The sequence below is a fragment of the Bacillus sp. CFBP9009 genome (assembly GCF_036541465.1).
GTDB lineage: Bacteria > Bacillota > Bacilli > Bacillales > DSM-1321 > Peribacillus.
In genome coordinates this window covers 494,548-507,353 of the sequence record NZ_JAZHFU010000001.1, presented here as the reverse complement: position 1 = coordinate 507,353, position 12,806 = coordinate 494,548, and the positions used below count along the sequence as shown (strand labels likewise).

14 protein-coding genes and 1 pseudogene are annotated in these 12,806 nt (G+C 42.8%); 3 read left to right on the top strand and 12 right to left on the bottom strand.

All coding sequences use genetic code 11. From position 1 onward, the window contains the following. Window positions 1-2: 2 nt before the first annotated feature. The 3 genes and pseudogenes from V3595_RS02670 to V3595_RS02660 form a co-directional block, all read right to left on the bottom strand. The gene (locus V3595_RS02670) at window positions 3-575 is read right to left on the bottom strand and encodes a bifunctional transcriptional activator/DNA repair enzyme AdaA (RefSeq protein WP_350299791.1); all 573 of its coding nucleotides are present in this window, start codon (window positions 573-575) and stop codon (window positions 3-5) included. 23 nt (window positions 576-598) lie between these two features. Beyond that, window positions 599-1,368, bottom strand: a pseudogene (locus V3595_RS02665) (isocitrate lyase/PEP mutase family protein). 177 nt (window positions 1,369-1,545) lie between these two features. Further along, on the bottom strand, window positions 1,546-1,896 hold the full coding sequence (locus V3595_RS02660) for a hypothetical protein (RefSeq protein ID WP_101223034.1): 351 nt from the start codon (window positions 1,894-1,896) through the stop codon (window positions 1,546-1,548). Window positions 1,897-2,435: 539 nt separating this feature from the next. On the opposite strand from V3595_RS02660, the gene V3595_RS02655 reads away from it, so the two are divergent. Then, window positions 2,436-2,657: a DeoR family transcriptional regulator gene (locus tag V3595_RS02655; RefSeq protein ID WP_034309346.1), complete on the top strand. Its 222-nt coding sequence runs from the start codon at window positions 2,436-2,438 to the stop codon at window positions 2,655-2,657. A gap of 84 nt (window positions 2,658-2,741) precedes the next feature. Here the strand turns inward: V3595_RS02655 and V3595_RS02650 are convergent, their stop codons facing one another. Both V3595_RS02650 and V3595_RS02645 read right to left on the bottom strand, forming a co-directional pair. Further along, window positions 2,742-3,464 carry a pseudouridine synthase gene (locus V3595_RS02650; RefSeq protein ID WP_402898643.1) on the bottom strand — a complete coding sequence of 241 codons (723 nt, stop codon included), beginning with the start codon at window positions 3,462-3,464 and terminating at the stop codon, window positions 2,742-2,744. Window positions 3,465-3,588: 124 nt separating this feature from the next. After that, the gene (locus V3595_RS02645; RefSeq protein WP_485905333.1) at window positions 3,589-5,190 is read right to left on the bottom strand and encodes a putative polysaccharide biosynthesis protein; all 1,602 of its coding nucleotides are present in this window, start codon (window positions 5,188-5,190) and stop codon (window positions 3,589-3,591) included. Window positions 5,191-5,395: 205 nt separating this feature from the next. On the opposite strand from V3595_RS02645, the gene V3595_RS02640 reads away from it, so the two are divergent. Next, entirely contained in the window at window positions 5,396-6,661 is a 1,266-nt protein-coding gene (locus V3595_RS02640; protein ID WP_144477186.1) for a BaiN/RdsA family NAD(P)/FAD-dependent oxidoreductase, read from the top strand. Window positions 6,662-6,829: 168 nt separating this feature from the next. Here V3595_RS02640 and V3595_RS02635 read toward each other — a convergent pair whose 3' ends face one another. The 3 genes from V3595_RS02635 to V3595_RS02625 form a co-directional block, all read right to left on the bottom strand. Beyond that, entirely contained in the window at window positions 6,830-7,162 is a 333-nt protein-coding gene (locus tag V3595_RS02635) for an MGMT family protein (RefSeq protein ID WP_402898652.1), read from the bottom strand. A 1-nt stretch (window position 7,163) separates the two neighbouring features. Next, window positions 7,164-7,724, bottom strand: a complete 561-nt coding sequence (locus V3595_RS02630) for an MEDS domain-containing protein (RefSeq protein ID WP_485905332.1) — start codon at window positions 7,722-7,724, stop codon at window positions 7,164-7,166. Between the two features lie 239 nt (window positions 7,725-7,963). Then, a complete protein-coding gene (locus V3595_RS02625) occupies window positions 7,964-8,134 on the bottom strand; it encodes a hypothetical protein (protein WP_170971649.1) in 171 nt (56 codons plus the stop codon). A 147-nt stretch (window positions 8,135-8,281) separates the two neighbouring features. Between V3595_RS02625 and V3595_RS02620 the strand changes: the two genes are divergently transcribed. Next, window positions 8,282-9,211: an SDR family oxidoreductase gene (locus V3595_RS02620; protein ID WP_485905331.1), complete on the top strand. Its 930-nt coding sequence runs from the start codon at window positions 8,282-8,284 to the stop codon at window positions 9,209-9,211. Window positions 9,212-9,327: 116 nt separating this feature from the next. Here the strand turns inward: V3595_RS02620 and V3595_RS02615 are convergent, their stop codons facing one another. The 4 genes from V3595_RS02615 to V3595_RS02600 form a co-directional block, all read right to left on the bottom strand. Next, window positions 9,328-9,513: a sporulation protein Cse60 gene (locus V3595_RS02615; protein ID WP_048682016.1), complete on the bottom strand. Its 186-nt coding sequence runs from the start codon at window positions 9,511-9,513 to the stop codon at window positions 9,328-9,330. A gap of 63 nt (window positions 9,514-9,576) precedes the next feature. After that, the gene (locus V3595_RS02610; protein WP_485905330.1) at window positions 9,577-10,659 is read right to left on the bottom strand and encodes a tartrate dehydrogenase; all 1,083 of its coding nucleotides are present in this window, start codon (window positions 10,657-10,659) and stop codon (window positions 9,577-9,579) included. 268 nt (window positions 10,660-10,927) lie between these two features. Beyond that, window positions 10,928-11,239 carry a rhodanese-like domain-containing protein gene (locus tag V3595_RS02605; RefSeq protein WP_485905329.1) on the bottom strand — a complete coding sequence of 104 codons (312 nt, stop codon included), beginning with the start codon at window positions 11,237-11,239 and terminating at the stop codon, window positions 10,928-10,930. A 157-nt stretch (window positions 11,240-11,396) separates the two neighbouring features. Further along, a complete protein-coding gene (locus tag V3595_RS02600) occupies window positions 11,397-12,425 on the bottom strand; it encodes an NADH:flavin oxidoreductase/NADH oxidase (RefSeq protein WP_485905328.1) in 1,029 nt (342 codons plus the stop codon). Window positions 12,426-12,806: the final 381 nt, after the last annotated feature.

The window sequence follows — 12,806 nt, the reverse complement described above, 5'->3', positions numbered from 1 at the left end:
GATTACACTCGATTCTTAAGATTCATGTTGCGATATTCACTCGGAGAACAATTTTTCAATCGGCGAAATACCTTATAAAAGTTTGAAGGGCTTTGGAAACCCACTTCAAGGCAAATCTCAAGATTCGTGCGACTTGTGCTTGTTAGAAGGTATGCCGCTTTATCCACTCTGATTTTTTCCAAATAGGAACGGGGAGTTTCTAATGTTTCCTTTTTGAATAGCCGCTCCAGATAATAGGAACTTACACCGACATGATTGGCAATATCCTTTAATTCCACTTTTTGATTATACTGATTTACCAAGAAAGCGATGACATCTCTGACAAGTCCCATCTTCGGGGAATCATCAACTTCCGGTTGGCATCTTTTGCAAGCACGGAAACCAGCCTTTTCGACTTCATCGATGTCATGATAGAATTTCACATTTATTTTTTTCGGCTTCCTTGACCTGCATGAAGGGCGGCAGTATATTTTAGTTGTCTTTACTGCCGTAAAGAATAATCCGTCATATTTTGGGTCGCAGTCAATGATCTTCTCCCACATTTCTTCAAAAGAAAGATTTATAGCAACAGCCATTATACTCCGCATCCTTTCACGTTTTAGTTCCCATATAAATGTGAGGTGTCATTTAGGTCTACTATTCGTGCTGTATCTTGTTCTAATAAAGCAATGATTTTATCGGATAGGGCATTTCCGAAACTGAATCGTTTCACTCCTAATCCTGCAAGCTCCTTACCATTCGTTAATCCAGGCAAAGATAATACATTAAGGGGAGCATCTATATTCAAAGTGATTTCCTTTATTTCATCATGGTTCGTTAATCCAGGGATGAATATTCCGCTGGCACCACTCTCCACATACGCTTTTGCCCGCTCTACTGTTTCCGGGAAAGGATTTTCTTTTTGAAAATAAGTATCCGTTCTAGCATTGATGTAAAAACCTTCATACCCATTATAATCCAACGCTTCTCTTATTTTTAATAGTAGGCTGCAGTGTTGAGATATATCTCTTAGACCTTTTTGTTTTTTGAGCGAATCCTCAATATTGATCCCGGCAACACCGACGTCTGCCGTCCTTAACACATTATCGACAATCTTTTCTGCGGTTTCACCATAGCCTGCTTCAATGTCCGCAGTGACGGGAATTTTCACATTATCCGTAATTAGTTTAATGATACCTAAATGTCTTTCAAAATCAATCAATTCGCCATCAGATAACCCAGGGAGTTGGCAATTCCCCAGCTTGTCGTTCCAATCGCCTTGAATCCTGATTTCTCGAGAATCAAGGCCGATAATAAATCCCAGGCGTTCCCCAATATCAACAGGTCCTTCGAAAAGTGTATTTCATTGAATTCCTTAATGTTAGTCATTATAGTTGCTCCTAAAATTTATTTGACCTCATTTTAACAATCAACCCAGCTCCAAATCGTCCTCATTCTTGCTCTTATGGTCCAGTCAAACAATGATTGTGCTGGATTCCCGTTTAACGGTTCCGGACAAATAAAAAAATGCCCTTTCATACCAGGGCATTTTGATGAACCAATTTATTAATTTACAAATAGATATAACTTCCTATGATATTCCTCAAATGCCTGCTGGTCCTTTTCCGTGTAGTCCATCCACTTCACTTTCTTGCATCTTTCCTCTAATCTCTCATTCAGTTCATCTTCTATTTCATTCATGAAACGAATGATTTCCCCATAAGGCATATTGAAATGACGGGCTGCGAGCCTAGGCGGAGAATGCTTTACCAGCAATCTCATGAATTGATCGACCGTGTCCGCCTTCGATGCAAGATAATCTTCTTCGTTCACGATGAATTCATACACTTGTTTTTTGACGCCAGAAAGTCTGGTTACTTCGTCGCGCAATAAAAACTCCATTAATCTTTCGTTCATATGGCTCTACCTCGAATTGGTTTATATTTAAATCCTTTTAGCTATGTATGAAAAGTCTGTACTGCCCGATACCTCATTATGACATCGTAACCGCAAGCCATCAAGCAATTCCTGTATCAATACACAAAGCGTAATCGTTACGATTTATGATCCGTTTTAAGTAAAATAACATGTATATGCATTAAAAGTCAACGTTCGTTTTGTGCGACATCTCAGGATGCATAGTAAGCATCCTGTATTGGCAAAATATGATCATGAACAAATGGAACAGCTCTTTATTAATTTTTCTATAGGTATGGAGAATAATTTTGTTAAAATTTGATATAATAAATGTAATATTTAGTCAATTAGTATCTTTTCCTAGAATTTGCTTTTGCAAAGGGGTAGAATGAAGCTAATGACATCTTATTTTTTCTAAATGTTTCCGAGGAGTTATAGGGTGGGTATAGCAAGTACATAGTGACAGCTGAAATGCTGTCCGACATATCGGTTGTTTTCATTTGTTCAAAATAACAATGAAAAGAATAAGGAGTGATTTTTTGAAACCTTCAACAAATCGCATGTTAACCCGTATTAAATCCGTTTATATGTTCATTAGTAATAACGGTACGGTTTCTACTCAAGAGCTTGTAGAAGAATTTGGCATCACTCCTCGAACTGTGCAGCGCGATTTAAATGTCTTAGCATACAATGACCTTGTTCAAAGCCCAAGCCGAGGCCTTTGGACGACAACAAGTAAAAAGGTGAAGATGTCATCGTAAAAAGAACGACCACCCGAACAAGATCGATATGTAAAATACTTTGAGGCGGACAATATTGTCCGCCTCATTTTTTGTATCCAGCTATCATTCAGTCGGTTGGCCTGCCTTTAACTGTTCAAGCTCCTCCACCGTCAACTCACGGTATTCACCAAGCTCAAGTTCCTCATCAAGCTGTAAACTCCCCATGGAAAGACGCTTTAGGTAGACGACACGTTTGCCAACGGCCTCAAACATCCGCTTCACCTGATGGAACTTTCCTTCCATGATCGTTAGCTCGATATCCGATGTCAGACCTGATTTTAAAATGTTCAATTCACCTGGTTTTGTTTCGTATCCATCATCCAAGGTCACGCCGTTGCGGAATGCCTCGATATCCCGTTCCGTCACTTCGCCATCAATGACCGCAAAATATGTTTTAGGGACATGTTTCTTTGGAGAAAGCAGTTGGTGGGCAAGCTTTCCGTCATTCGTGATTAGCAATAAACCTTCTGTGTCCTTATCAAGACGGCCTACAGGAAATGGCTCGAATACCGAATCCTCCGGCTCCAAGATGTCGATGACCGTTTCTTGGTAGTTGTCTTCCGTTGCCGACAATACGCCTGGCGGTTTATTCATCATTAAATATATGAATTCCCTGTATTCAACCCGTTCACCATGAACCGTAACGATTTCCGTATCAGGGTCCACTTGTTCCTTCGGGTCCTTAAGCAGCCTGTCATTGACCTTGACGGCGCCGGATTTCAGGAGCTTTTTCACTTCTTTCCTGCTGCCATAACCAATATTGGATAAAATCTTATCTATTCTCATCGTTTCCTCCTAAAGCCTTTTTCAGTAAAAAGCCTTGCCCACTTTAATGTCAGGCAAGGCCAATATATTTTAATCTGGGGATTCACCATTCAATACCCTTTATTTTACACATCAAACTTCCAGCTTATAATCCTAATTTAGCTTTTAACCGATCGATCCGGGTACCGAACAAACGATGGGCAAGTTTGCTTTTCAAGGAAAGCGCCGCATAAATGAGCGCTCCAAAAATTGCACAAACGGCCACGATCAAAATCGCCTGGAAGCGCCCTTCCGTTGTAAGCCATAGCGATAATAAACTGTTCATGCCCCAGGCAGCCAGTCCCATTATTATTGAAAAAACTGTGATCAAAACAGATCTTCTTATGGTAAGGCTGTAACGATATCCAGTAAAGTAGGTAATGACATACAAATTCAGCAGCACGGCAGCCAAGTAGCCGAATGCCGTAGCATAAACGGATCCTTCCGTTTCAAACAACTTGATCAACGGGATATTCAAGCTCAATTTGATTAAAAAGCCCACAAGCAGGCTGAGCACTGTATATTTTTGCTGATTGATCCCTTGTAATACAGCAGCCGAAACGGAAAAAAGTGCAAACAAGATGGAAACGGGCGCATATGCCTTCAGGACACTGATTCCAAGTGGATCATGGCTGTAAAAGGCACTATAGATTGGATCGGCTAGCACAGACATGCCAACGACTGCTGGAATCGTAATGAACAACAAAATTTGAAAGGCTTGGTTCAGCTGGCGGTTGAACTCGTTTGAATCCTCGCTTACATATGCCTTTGTCACCGAAGGAAGAAGCGCCATCGAAAACCCGGTTGCAAGCGTCATCGGAATCAAGACAAGCTTCTGGGCATACACATTCAAAACCCCAAGTGCATCCTCAGCAACATGCTGCAGTCCGATCGACGACATCGCCTTATTGAAAGACAATAAGTCAGCCAACTGAAACATTGGCATCGCGATTCCGACGAATATGAAAGGAATCGACGAAAGAAATATTTCTTTATAAATCTCCTTCAGGGAAATTTCCATCGTTCCCCTGTCTTTCTTCATCAAGCTGTCCAAATATGGTTTTTGTTTTTTCCAATACCAAAATAACACCACTAAACCGCCGACAGCCCCGACCGTCGCCGCGAAGGTAGCTATTTGGATGGCTCTCACTAACTCTCCGTCAAGGACATTCAAAACAACATACACACCGGCCAAAAGGAACACGATGCGGACAATTTGTTCGACAACCTGGGAGATGGCCGTTGGTTCCATCGCTTCATGTCCTTGAAAGAAGCCGCGGATGATGCTCATGAACGGTACAAAAATCAAGGCGAAGCTGACTGCCCGAATGATCTCCGTGACATCCGCAACATCTTCCGGCTTGACCCCAAAGACTCCAGTAAACAGCGGGGCCATCGTATAGAGAATCAAAAAAGCGAGAAATCCGGTGATAACCATTAATTTCAGGCTCGATTTAAATAACTTCTCACCGACTGCGTATTCCTCGAGCGCATTATACTTCGAGATGAATTTAGATACTGCAAGCGGCATGCCTGCCGTTGCAAAGCTAATGAAAATGGTATATGGAACGTACCCATATTGATAGAGGGTAGCTCCTTTATTCCCAACCATATGTTCAAATGGGATGACGTAAAATAAACCAAGAACCTTGGAAATGATCGCTCCCAGCGTTAATATAAAAGCCCCTTTTAAAAACTTAGATGACATCTAATCCCTTCCTGCCTCTGTCAGTTACGTTTCACACGCTCTTTATCTTATCATATTAAAGTATTTTTTCTATAGAAAACTACATTCAAGTTTATCGTTTTCGAAGATAATACACAAACAAATAATTCCTTTTTTTCTACATTCGCAATCTGACGGGCTCTTGCTATATAATGAAGGGACTGAAAATGATAAAGTGGTGATCAATTTGAAATATGATGTAGTGGTAATTGGCGGCGGTCCTTCCGGATTGATGGCAGCAATAGCAGCCGGGGAAAAAGGTGCCCATGTATTGTTAGTGGATAAAGGCGAGAAGCTTGGCAGGAAACTTGCAATCTCGGGCGGCGGACGCTGCAACGTGACGAACAGGCTCTCAATCGATGAAATCATTCAGCATATCCCTGGAAACGGGCGATTTCTATACAGTGCTTTCTCAGAGTTCAATAATGAGGACATTATTCAATTCTTTGAAAAATTGGGCGTGGCTCTAAAAGAAGAGGACCATGGCCGGATGTTTCCTGTCAACGATAAAGCCCAAAGCGTCGTGGATGCCCTTCTGACGCGCCTGTCGAATTTAAAAGTAACGATCTACAAGAACTCTCCAGTTGCGGAAGTTCTCTATGAACATGGAAAAACCAGCGGTGTCCGGTTAAAAGATGGCCAGACCATTGACACGGATGCAGTCGTGATTGCAGTCGGCGGAAAATCAGTTCCCCACACCGGTTCAACCGGAGACGGCTACGCATGGGCTAAAAAGGCAGGGCATACGATTACCGAATTGTTCCCGACTGAAGTTCCCGTACTTAGCCATGAAACATTCATTAAAGATCGAACACTTCAAGGGCTCGCACTTCGCGATGTTTCATTGAGTGTCCTTAACCCAAAGGGCAAGGCCCTGATCACACATAGAATGGATATGCTCTTCACCCATTTTGGCGTCTCCGGTCCAGCTGTTCTAAGATGCAGCCAATTCGTCGTGAAAGCGATGAAAAAATGGAACCTGTCGGAAGTGACCATGAAACTCGATGCCCTGCCGGACCGAAACAAGGAAGAGGTTTTTCAAGACATCATGAAGGAAATAAAAGCCGAACCGAAAAAAGCCATTAAAAACACCTTAAAAGGTTTAGTTCCTGAACGATACCTTCACTTCCTGCTTGAGCGAAGCGGCATCGACCTTCAAGAACAAGGAGCGACGATATCAAATGAAAAAATCCGCCGCTTTGCAGAATTATGCAAGGACTTCCAATTCGGGGTGCACGGCACCCAGCCGCTAGAAAAAGCCTTCGTAACAGGCGGCGGCGTATCCGTCAAAGAAATACATCCAAAGGAAATGGCATCCAAACTAATGGACGGACTGTATTTCTGCGGTGAAATTCTGGATATACACGGATACACAGGCGGCTATAATATCACATCGGCATTAGTAACCGGAAGACTCGCCGGAATGAATGCTGCCATGTATGCCCGTTCATAATTCGTAAAAGAGGCTGATCCGCTTGGATCAGCCTCTTTTAATGCGATTTCGTAAGCCTACACATCTATTCGGTGTTTGTTAGCTTTGATTCTGGCGTAGGTGCTGTTATTTGGGCCTTCACCGTACTTTTTTCCGCACCCGCGCCGCCTCTACTATCCGGCTTTTCGTTTAAAACATTTCTGGATGATGGCGAAATGCTTCGAGGTCAATGGTATTCCGTTTCGTGAATGTGACGCCTTCACTCTCGAGCATCGCCTTCTGGTGTTCTGCGGCGCCCTCCGCTTTTATGCCGATTTCGCCTTTGGCATTGATTACCCGGTGCCAAGGAAGGTCATGTTTTTTACTGCTTGAATGAAGGATCCTTACAACCTGCCTTGCACCGCGCGGACTTCCGGCGAGCTGTCCAATTTGACCATATGTCATCACTTTACCGGAAGGGATTTGTTGTATGATATTAATTACCCGTTCAGTAAAACTTTCCAAATAACTCGCCCCTTCCATTCTATCCGTTTGCTAAAATCGTGATTTTTTCATCGGTTATCAGGACCCCATGATGCTTGATCAAGTTTGTTTTAAGCTCGGCAGGCACTCTGCAGTCATCGTACGCACAAACAGAAATCAATCCTCGTTCCTTGATCAGTTTGTTGATTCCTTTTTCATATTCGCCTATCGCTAAGCTGGCTTGATCGTCATGGCCCCATTCAACATGGCCCCAAGTCCGCACGTGCTGATTGCGTTCAGTGTATGTATCGATATTTTCCAAGAAATAATTAACCATCGTCGAAGGATGGAAGTCTCCATGAAAACAATAAAAATCAAAATTATTCATAAGATGCACTTGCTCCAATTGCTCCTCATTTAAATGAAGCTGCAATTTTTTGTACACGAAAGGAAAGATACGGTCATTTTCGACGACCAGAATATGGTCTCCCTGTTCAACACCCTCAATGATGAATGTTGCCTCATTTTCAATGTAGGTTTCCAATTCATTAAAACAGTATAAGATATGTCCACCATCCGATTGCTGTAGATTTTCTATTAGTTGTTTCATATTGTTATCCAAAATGGATCTCTCCTTTAAATACACCAGTCCGCTCTATGTATTATGTATAACTTTACCCATTATCTCCGTATTTGTAAAATTCATAGATAAATATAATCAGTTTTTCTTAATGACATCTGTTATGATTGGGAATTTAGTTGATCGAATTGAGGCTGCTTTTAGTCCACTCATCGAAAGACCAAGGCAGCCCATTTCAGCAAATTCCGTTCTTCATGCATTTTCCCTTAGTATGTTCACCCTTAAATCACGGGATAATACGGCACATAGCGCGGATTATAATAATATGGCGGTCTCGGTCCTATAAGCGGCAATTCAAAGGTATTTGGGTTGGAATCATATAACAACTCCACTTTTTCATCAGATTGATCGACCAATAACAATTTCACTTCTTCGCTATAATAATATGGCATATTAAGGCCTCCAAAAACTATTTTTCTACACTCCAGCATATTCGAGCTGTACGGTAACGAGCCCGTACCCATACATGTTCTTCATGCACGGCATATACCTGATCGTCATAGAGTAATCCGACTAAATTTTTTTTAGGAGGACTCCTCATGGCAGAAGATAAGAAAAAGAAATCATCATGTGAAGGCTATCCCATGCATCCGAATTATGGAAAGATCACTCGTTATCAAGACGTCCCCATCACGGTTCCGGAGCAACGCCAATTTCGCCAGCCTGGTGTAGAAAAATTAATGGTGCCCCGGCCCATCATTGAAAATCCCAATTATAGGGGCAGTGGGAAATTAACAGGTAGTGTCGCATTGATAACTGGCGGAGACAGTGGAATTGGCGCTGCGGCTGCCATCGCTTTTGCTAAAGAAGGCGCAGATGTTTCCATCGCTTATCTTGATGAACATGAGGATGCCAATCGGACTAAAACGAGAATTGAAGAGCTTGGACAACGTTGCTTACTGCTGCCTGGTGACTTAAGGGATAAACAGCAATGCATCAAGATCGTGGAAGACACCATCGAAACATTTGGAAAGCTCGATATTCTTTGTAACCACGTGGGTATTCAATTTCAGCAATTAAGCTTGCTTGATATTACGGATGAGCAATTCGATGATACCTTTAAAGTGAATATCTATTCCCACTTCTACACGACGCGTGCTGCCCTTCCCCATTTAAAAGCTGGGTCCTCCATTATAAATACATCTTCTGTCGTGACGTTTAATGGGAATAAGCAATTAATTGATTATACGGCGACTAAAGGGGCCAACATTGGTTTTACCCGTGCCTTGGCAAACAGTCTTGTCGATCAAGGCATCCGGGTGAACGCCATTGCGCCCGGAAGGTTTTGGACACCCCTCATCCCGGCAAGTTTCTCGGCAGACGAAGTGACACAAGTCGATAATCCGATGGAGCGTCAAGGCCAGCCATTTGAACTGGCTCCCACCTTTGTCTATCTCGCCTCTGATGATTCCCGTTTTGTGACAGGACAAACACTTCATGTCAACGGCGGGGAAGCGACATCGTCCTAATTTCCACAACGAACATGCCCCCTTCCGAGGAAGTCAAGACGGAAAAAAGACTACCTTTGATTGCCCGTCAGTAAGCAATAGGTAGTCTATTATTGATTATAGGGCCAGCCCGGCCTTTATTTTTTTTTATAGATGATCATCGCACTAAAACAGTAGATCTGTTCCTCTTCTTCTTCACCTGTAGTGGCGACATTGTATTTGATATCGACGATTTGATTATCACGAATGTCTTCAAGGAAAAAGTTCATTTCATCCTCAAGATCCTTTTCATGCTCATAATCAAATAATTTGACTTGTATCATCGGCTCTCCCGCCCTTTTACTATAATGATAGTTATTGTGCAGGATACCCATTTTTCAAAAATATTATACTTGATTTGTTTGTAAAGCGGATATTAATGCAACCACTTCATCCCCGACTTCTCCTGTAGAAGCTGTCCCGCCCATATCAGGGGTGAGCGCCTTTTTATCGACCATCACCTGTTCAATCACGTCCAACACTTTAGCACCCCAAACCTCATGCCCAAAGAAATCGAGAATCTGACTGGCGGACCATATGGCCGCAAGTGGATTGGCGATGCCTTGATGTGCTATATCCGGTGCTGAACCATGGATCGGTTCGAACATCGAAGGATAAATCCGTTCCGGGTTTAAATTGGCACCGGCCGCCAGTCCCATCCCGCCTGCAATGGCAGCACCTAAATCGGTGATGATGTCACCAAACAAATTGGAGGTGACAACGATTTGAAACCGTTCGGGCTGCTTGACAAAATACATGCTCGCCGCATCGACCAAATAGGAATTCGTTTCTACATCCGGAAACTCCTGTCCAATTTCTTCAAAAACCTGATCCCAAAAAACCATTGAATAATTCAATGCGTTCGCCTTGCTTATACTCGTTAGCGTCCTGCCCGTCTTACGTGCAAGTTCATACGCATAACGGATGATCCTCTCGGTTCCCTTTCGTGAAAAGACCCCCGTCTGCAGGACGACTTCTTCCGGCTTGCCTTTAAAAAGCCAATCACCGGCACCGGAATATTCCCCTTCACTGTTTTCACGGATGACAACCATATCGATTTGGTCACGAGTCACGTCTTTTAATGGACAGGGTGCACCTTGAAGCAATTTAACGGGTCGAACATTCACATATTGATCAAATCCCTTTCTGATTTTCAGCAGAAGTTCACGTAAAGAAATATGGTCCGGGACACCAGGATAACCGACTGCCCCAAGATACACAGCGTCAAACTTCATCAGTTGTTCAAGTCCGTCGTCGGGCAGCATTTTACCATGCTTAAGATAATATTCGCAGCCCCATGGAAAATAGGTGAACTGGAAAGAAAAATCCCCAGCAATTGCAGCCACTTCTTTAAGGACCTTTACACCCTCATCAATCACCTCAGGGCCTATCCCGTCACCCGCAATGACCGCAATTTTATGAACTTTCATGCTTCAACTCTCCTTTTTCTATATTTTCTGATTTTAACCCCCTAATTTTAACATATAATTTTTACATTCCCGTTAGAAGAGGTCCATACAGAAAAAAGAGACCTTTCATGATGAAAGGTCTCTTTTTTTTACGCCTTCAAATATGCGCGTCTTTCCGCATATTCACGGCATTGTGAACAAACCATGATCTTTTTTCTTTCTTCATTCAAATAAACCGTCACATTCCTGGATTTACGCTTACAAAAATAACAGGTCTTTTTGAGGAACCTCACTTAACGATGACTTCGCCGTCCCATTCAAGCATTCCGCCAACCATGTTTGCCACTTTATATCCTTGTTCCTGAAGATAATAGCATACATTTTCACTGCGGCGTCCTGAACGGCAGATAAAAATATATTCTTTTTCTTTATCAAAATAGTCAAGGTTTGCCGGGATATCATTCATGCGAATATGTTTCGCGCCTTCGATCATTCCCTCTTGCACTTCTTCGTCTTCACGAACATCGACAAGTTCCATCGCTTCGCCTGCCTCAAGCTTAGCTTCCACTTCTTCAGTTGTAATGATTTTTATTTCTTCCATAATTAGCACCTCGAATTATCGTTTGATTTATCTTTTTCATTATAGCAAAATTTCCAGTCAAACATCACGTAATGGATTCGCGTATGTAAATTCCCTCATGCACTGAATGAAAAAACGCCGGCGAATATAATATTCGCCGGCGTTTTAAAAATCCGTATCAATGCTTGAATCCCAGTTGATATTGTTTAGGGATCTCCGTTTTTATATTCAAAGCTTTAGATGCTTCAAGTGCCCAATAAGGGTTTCGCAGCATCCCTCTGCCGACAGCGACCAAATCGGCATCTTCATTGCCAATGATTGAATTTGCTAGAATCGGATCATCTAATCGACCTACAGCAATCACCGGAATATCCAAAGCTTTTTTGATTTCCCTGGCCAACGGAGTTTGATAGCTGGCATGGGTACCAGGTCTTCCGTCTGCTCCAATCGGGCCTTCTCCTCCAGAGCTCACATGGAACATATCGACGCCTGCTTCTTTAAAGACTTGTGAAAATGCAATGCTTTCTTCAATACCATATCCGCCTTCAACGTATTCTTTTGCAGAAATGCGCATGATTAAAGGCATGTCGGCCGGCATTTCGCTTTTCACTGCTTTAATGACTTCCACTCCGAATTTAGTCAGGTCTCTTCCATATTCGTCATCACGTTTATTCGTAAGCGGTGATGTGAATTGGTGGATTAAATACCCGTGTGCACCATGTAATTCGATAACGTCAAATCCTGCTTGAACTGCCCTTCTGGCCGATGCCCGGAATTTATCGACCATTTCCTTCACTTCTTCCGTTTCTAAAGCCCTTGGTGTTTTGTACGTTTCATCAAACGCAATGGCTGATGGTGCCACCGGCGTTTCGGCATCCTCCGCTTTACGGCCTGCATGGGCAATTTGTATCCCGATTTTTGTACCGTATTGATGAACTTCCTTAACGATGTTGGAGAAAGCTCCAATTTGGTCGTCGGACCATAATCCAAGATCGTGATTCGAAATGCGCCCATCAGGCTCCACATCGGTCATTTCCACTATAATTAATCCCGTTCCGCCAACTGCCCTGCTTACATAATGCTGCTGGTGCCAGTTCGTTGGTATACCATCTTCCGCTTCGACGGAGTATTGGCACATCGGCGGCATGACGATCCTATTTTTAAGTTCAAGTTCTTTTATGCGATAAGGTGAAAATAAATCATTCATCTTTTTTCATCTCCTTTTTTACATAATGCATGCACATGCATTTATATCATCCCAGTAATACTGTGTCAACTAATCAGATTCCCGATGCTGTCATTGTAAACGCCATCGTCTGTTGATACGGCATTTCGATCCCCACAAATGCGAAGATCCAATAAAAAAAGAGAAAGACGGATATCCCGTCCGAGTTTGTAGACAAAAGGGGTTTTACCTAAAATTTCAAAACATAGTTGATTGGAGCGGGTGTGTGAGACTCCTGCGGGAATAGCGAGTCCAAGGGAGACCCCACAGGCGCAAGTGCGCCGAGGAGGCTCCCGGACCGCCCGCGGAAAGCGAGTGCCCTACGTTCCAATCAATGTCCAAATTTGTACAAGCAAAAAAAAT

Bases quoted from the DNA above. Each gene is read 5' to 3' on its own strand.
- V3595_RS02625 (WP_170971649.1), bottom strand. From the start codon at position 8,134: ATGCCATATTATTATAGCGAAGAAGTGAAATTGTTATTGGTCGATCAA.
- V3595_RS02600 (WP_485905328.1), bottom strand. From the start codon at position 12,425: ATGAATGATTTATTTTCACCTTATCGCATAAAAGAACTTGAACTTAAA.
- V3595_RS02615 (WP_048682016.1), bottom strand. From the start codon at position 9,513: ATGATACAAGTCAAATTATTTGATTATGAGCATGAAAAGGATCTTGAG.
- V3595_RS02670 (WP_350299791.1), bottom strand. From the start codon at position 575: ATGGCTGTTGCTATAAATCTTTCTTTTGAAGAAATGTGGGAGAAGATC.
- V3595_RS02650 (WP_402898643.1), bottom strand. From the start codon at position 3,464: ATGAGAATAGATAAGATTTTATCCAATATTGGTTATGGCAGCAGGAAA.
- V3595_RS02610 (WP_485905330.1), bottom strand. From the start codon at position 10,659: ATGAAAGTTCATAAAATTGCGGTCATTGCGGGTGACGGGATAGGCCCT.
- V3595_RS02645 (WP_485905333.1), bottom strand. From the start codon at position 5,190: ATGTCATCTAAGTTTTTAAAAGGGGCTTTTATATTAACGCTGGGAGCG.
- V3595_RS02635 (WP_402898652.1), bottom strand. From the start codon at position 7,162: ATGGAAGGGGCGAGTTATTTGGAAAGTTTTACTGAACGGGTAATTAAT.
- V3595_RS02620 (WP_485905331.1), top strand. From the start codon at position 8,282: ATGGCAGAAGATAAGAAAAAGAAATCATCATGTGAAGGCTATCCCATG.
- V3595_RS02660 (WP_101223034.1), bottom strand. From the start codon at position 1,896: ATGAACGAAAGATTAATGGAGTTTTTATTGCGCGACGAAGTAACCAGA.
- V3595_RS02605 (WP_485905329.1), bottom strand. From the start codon at position 11,239: ATGGAAGAAATAAAAATCATTACAACTGAAGAAGTGGAAGCTAAGCTT.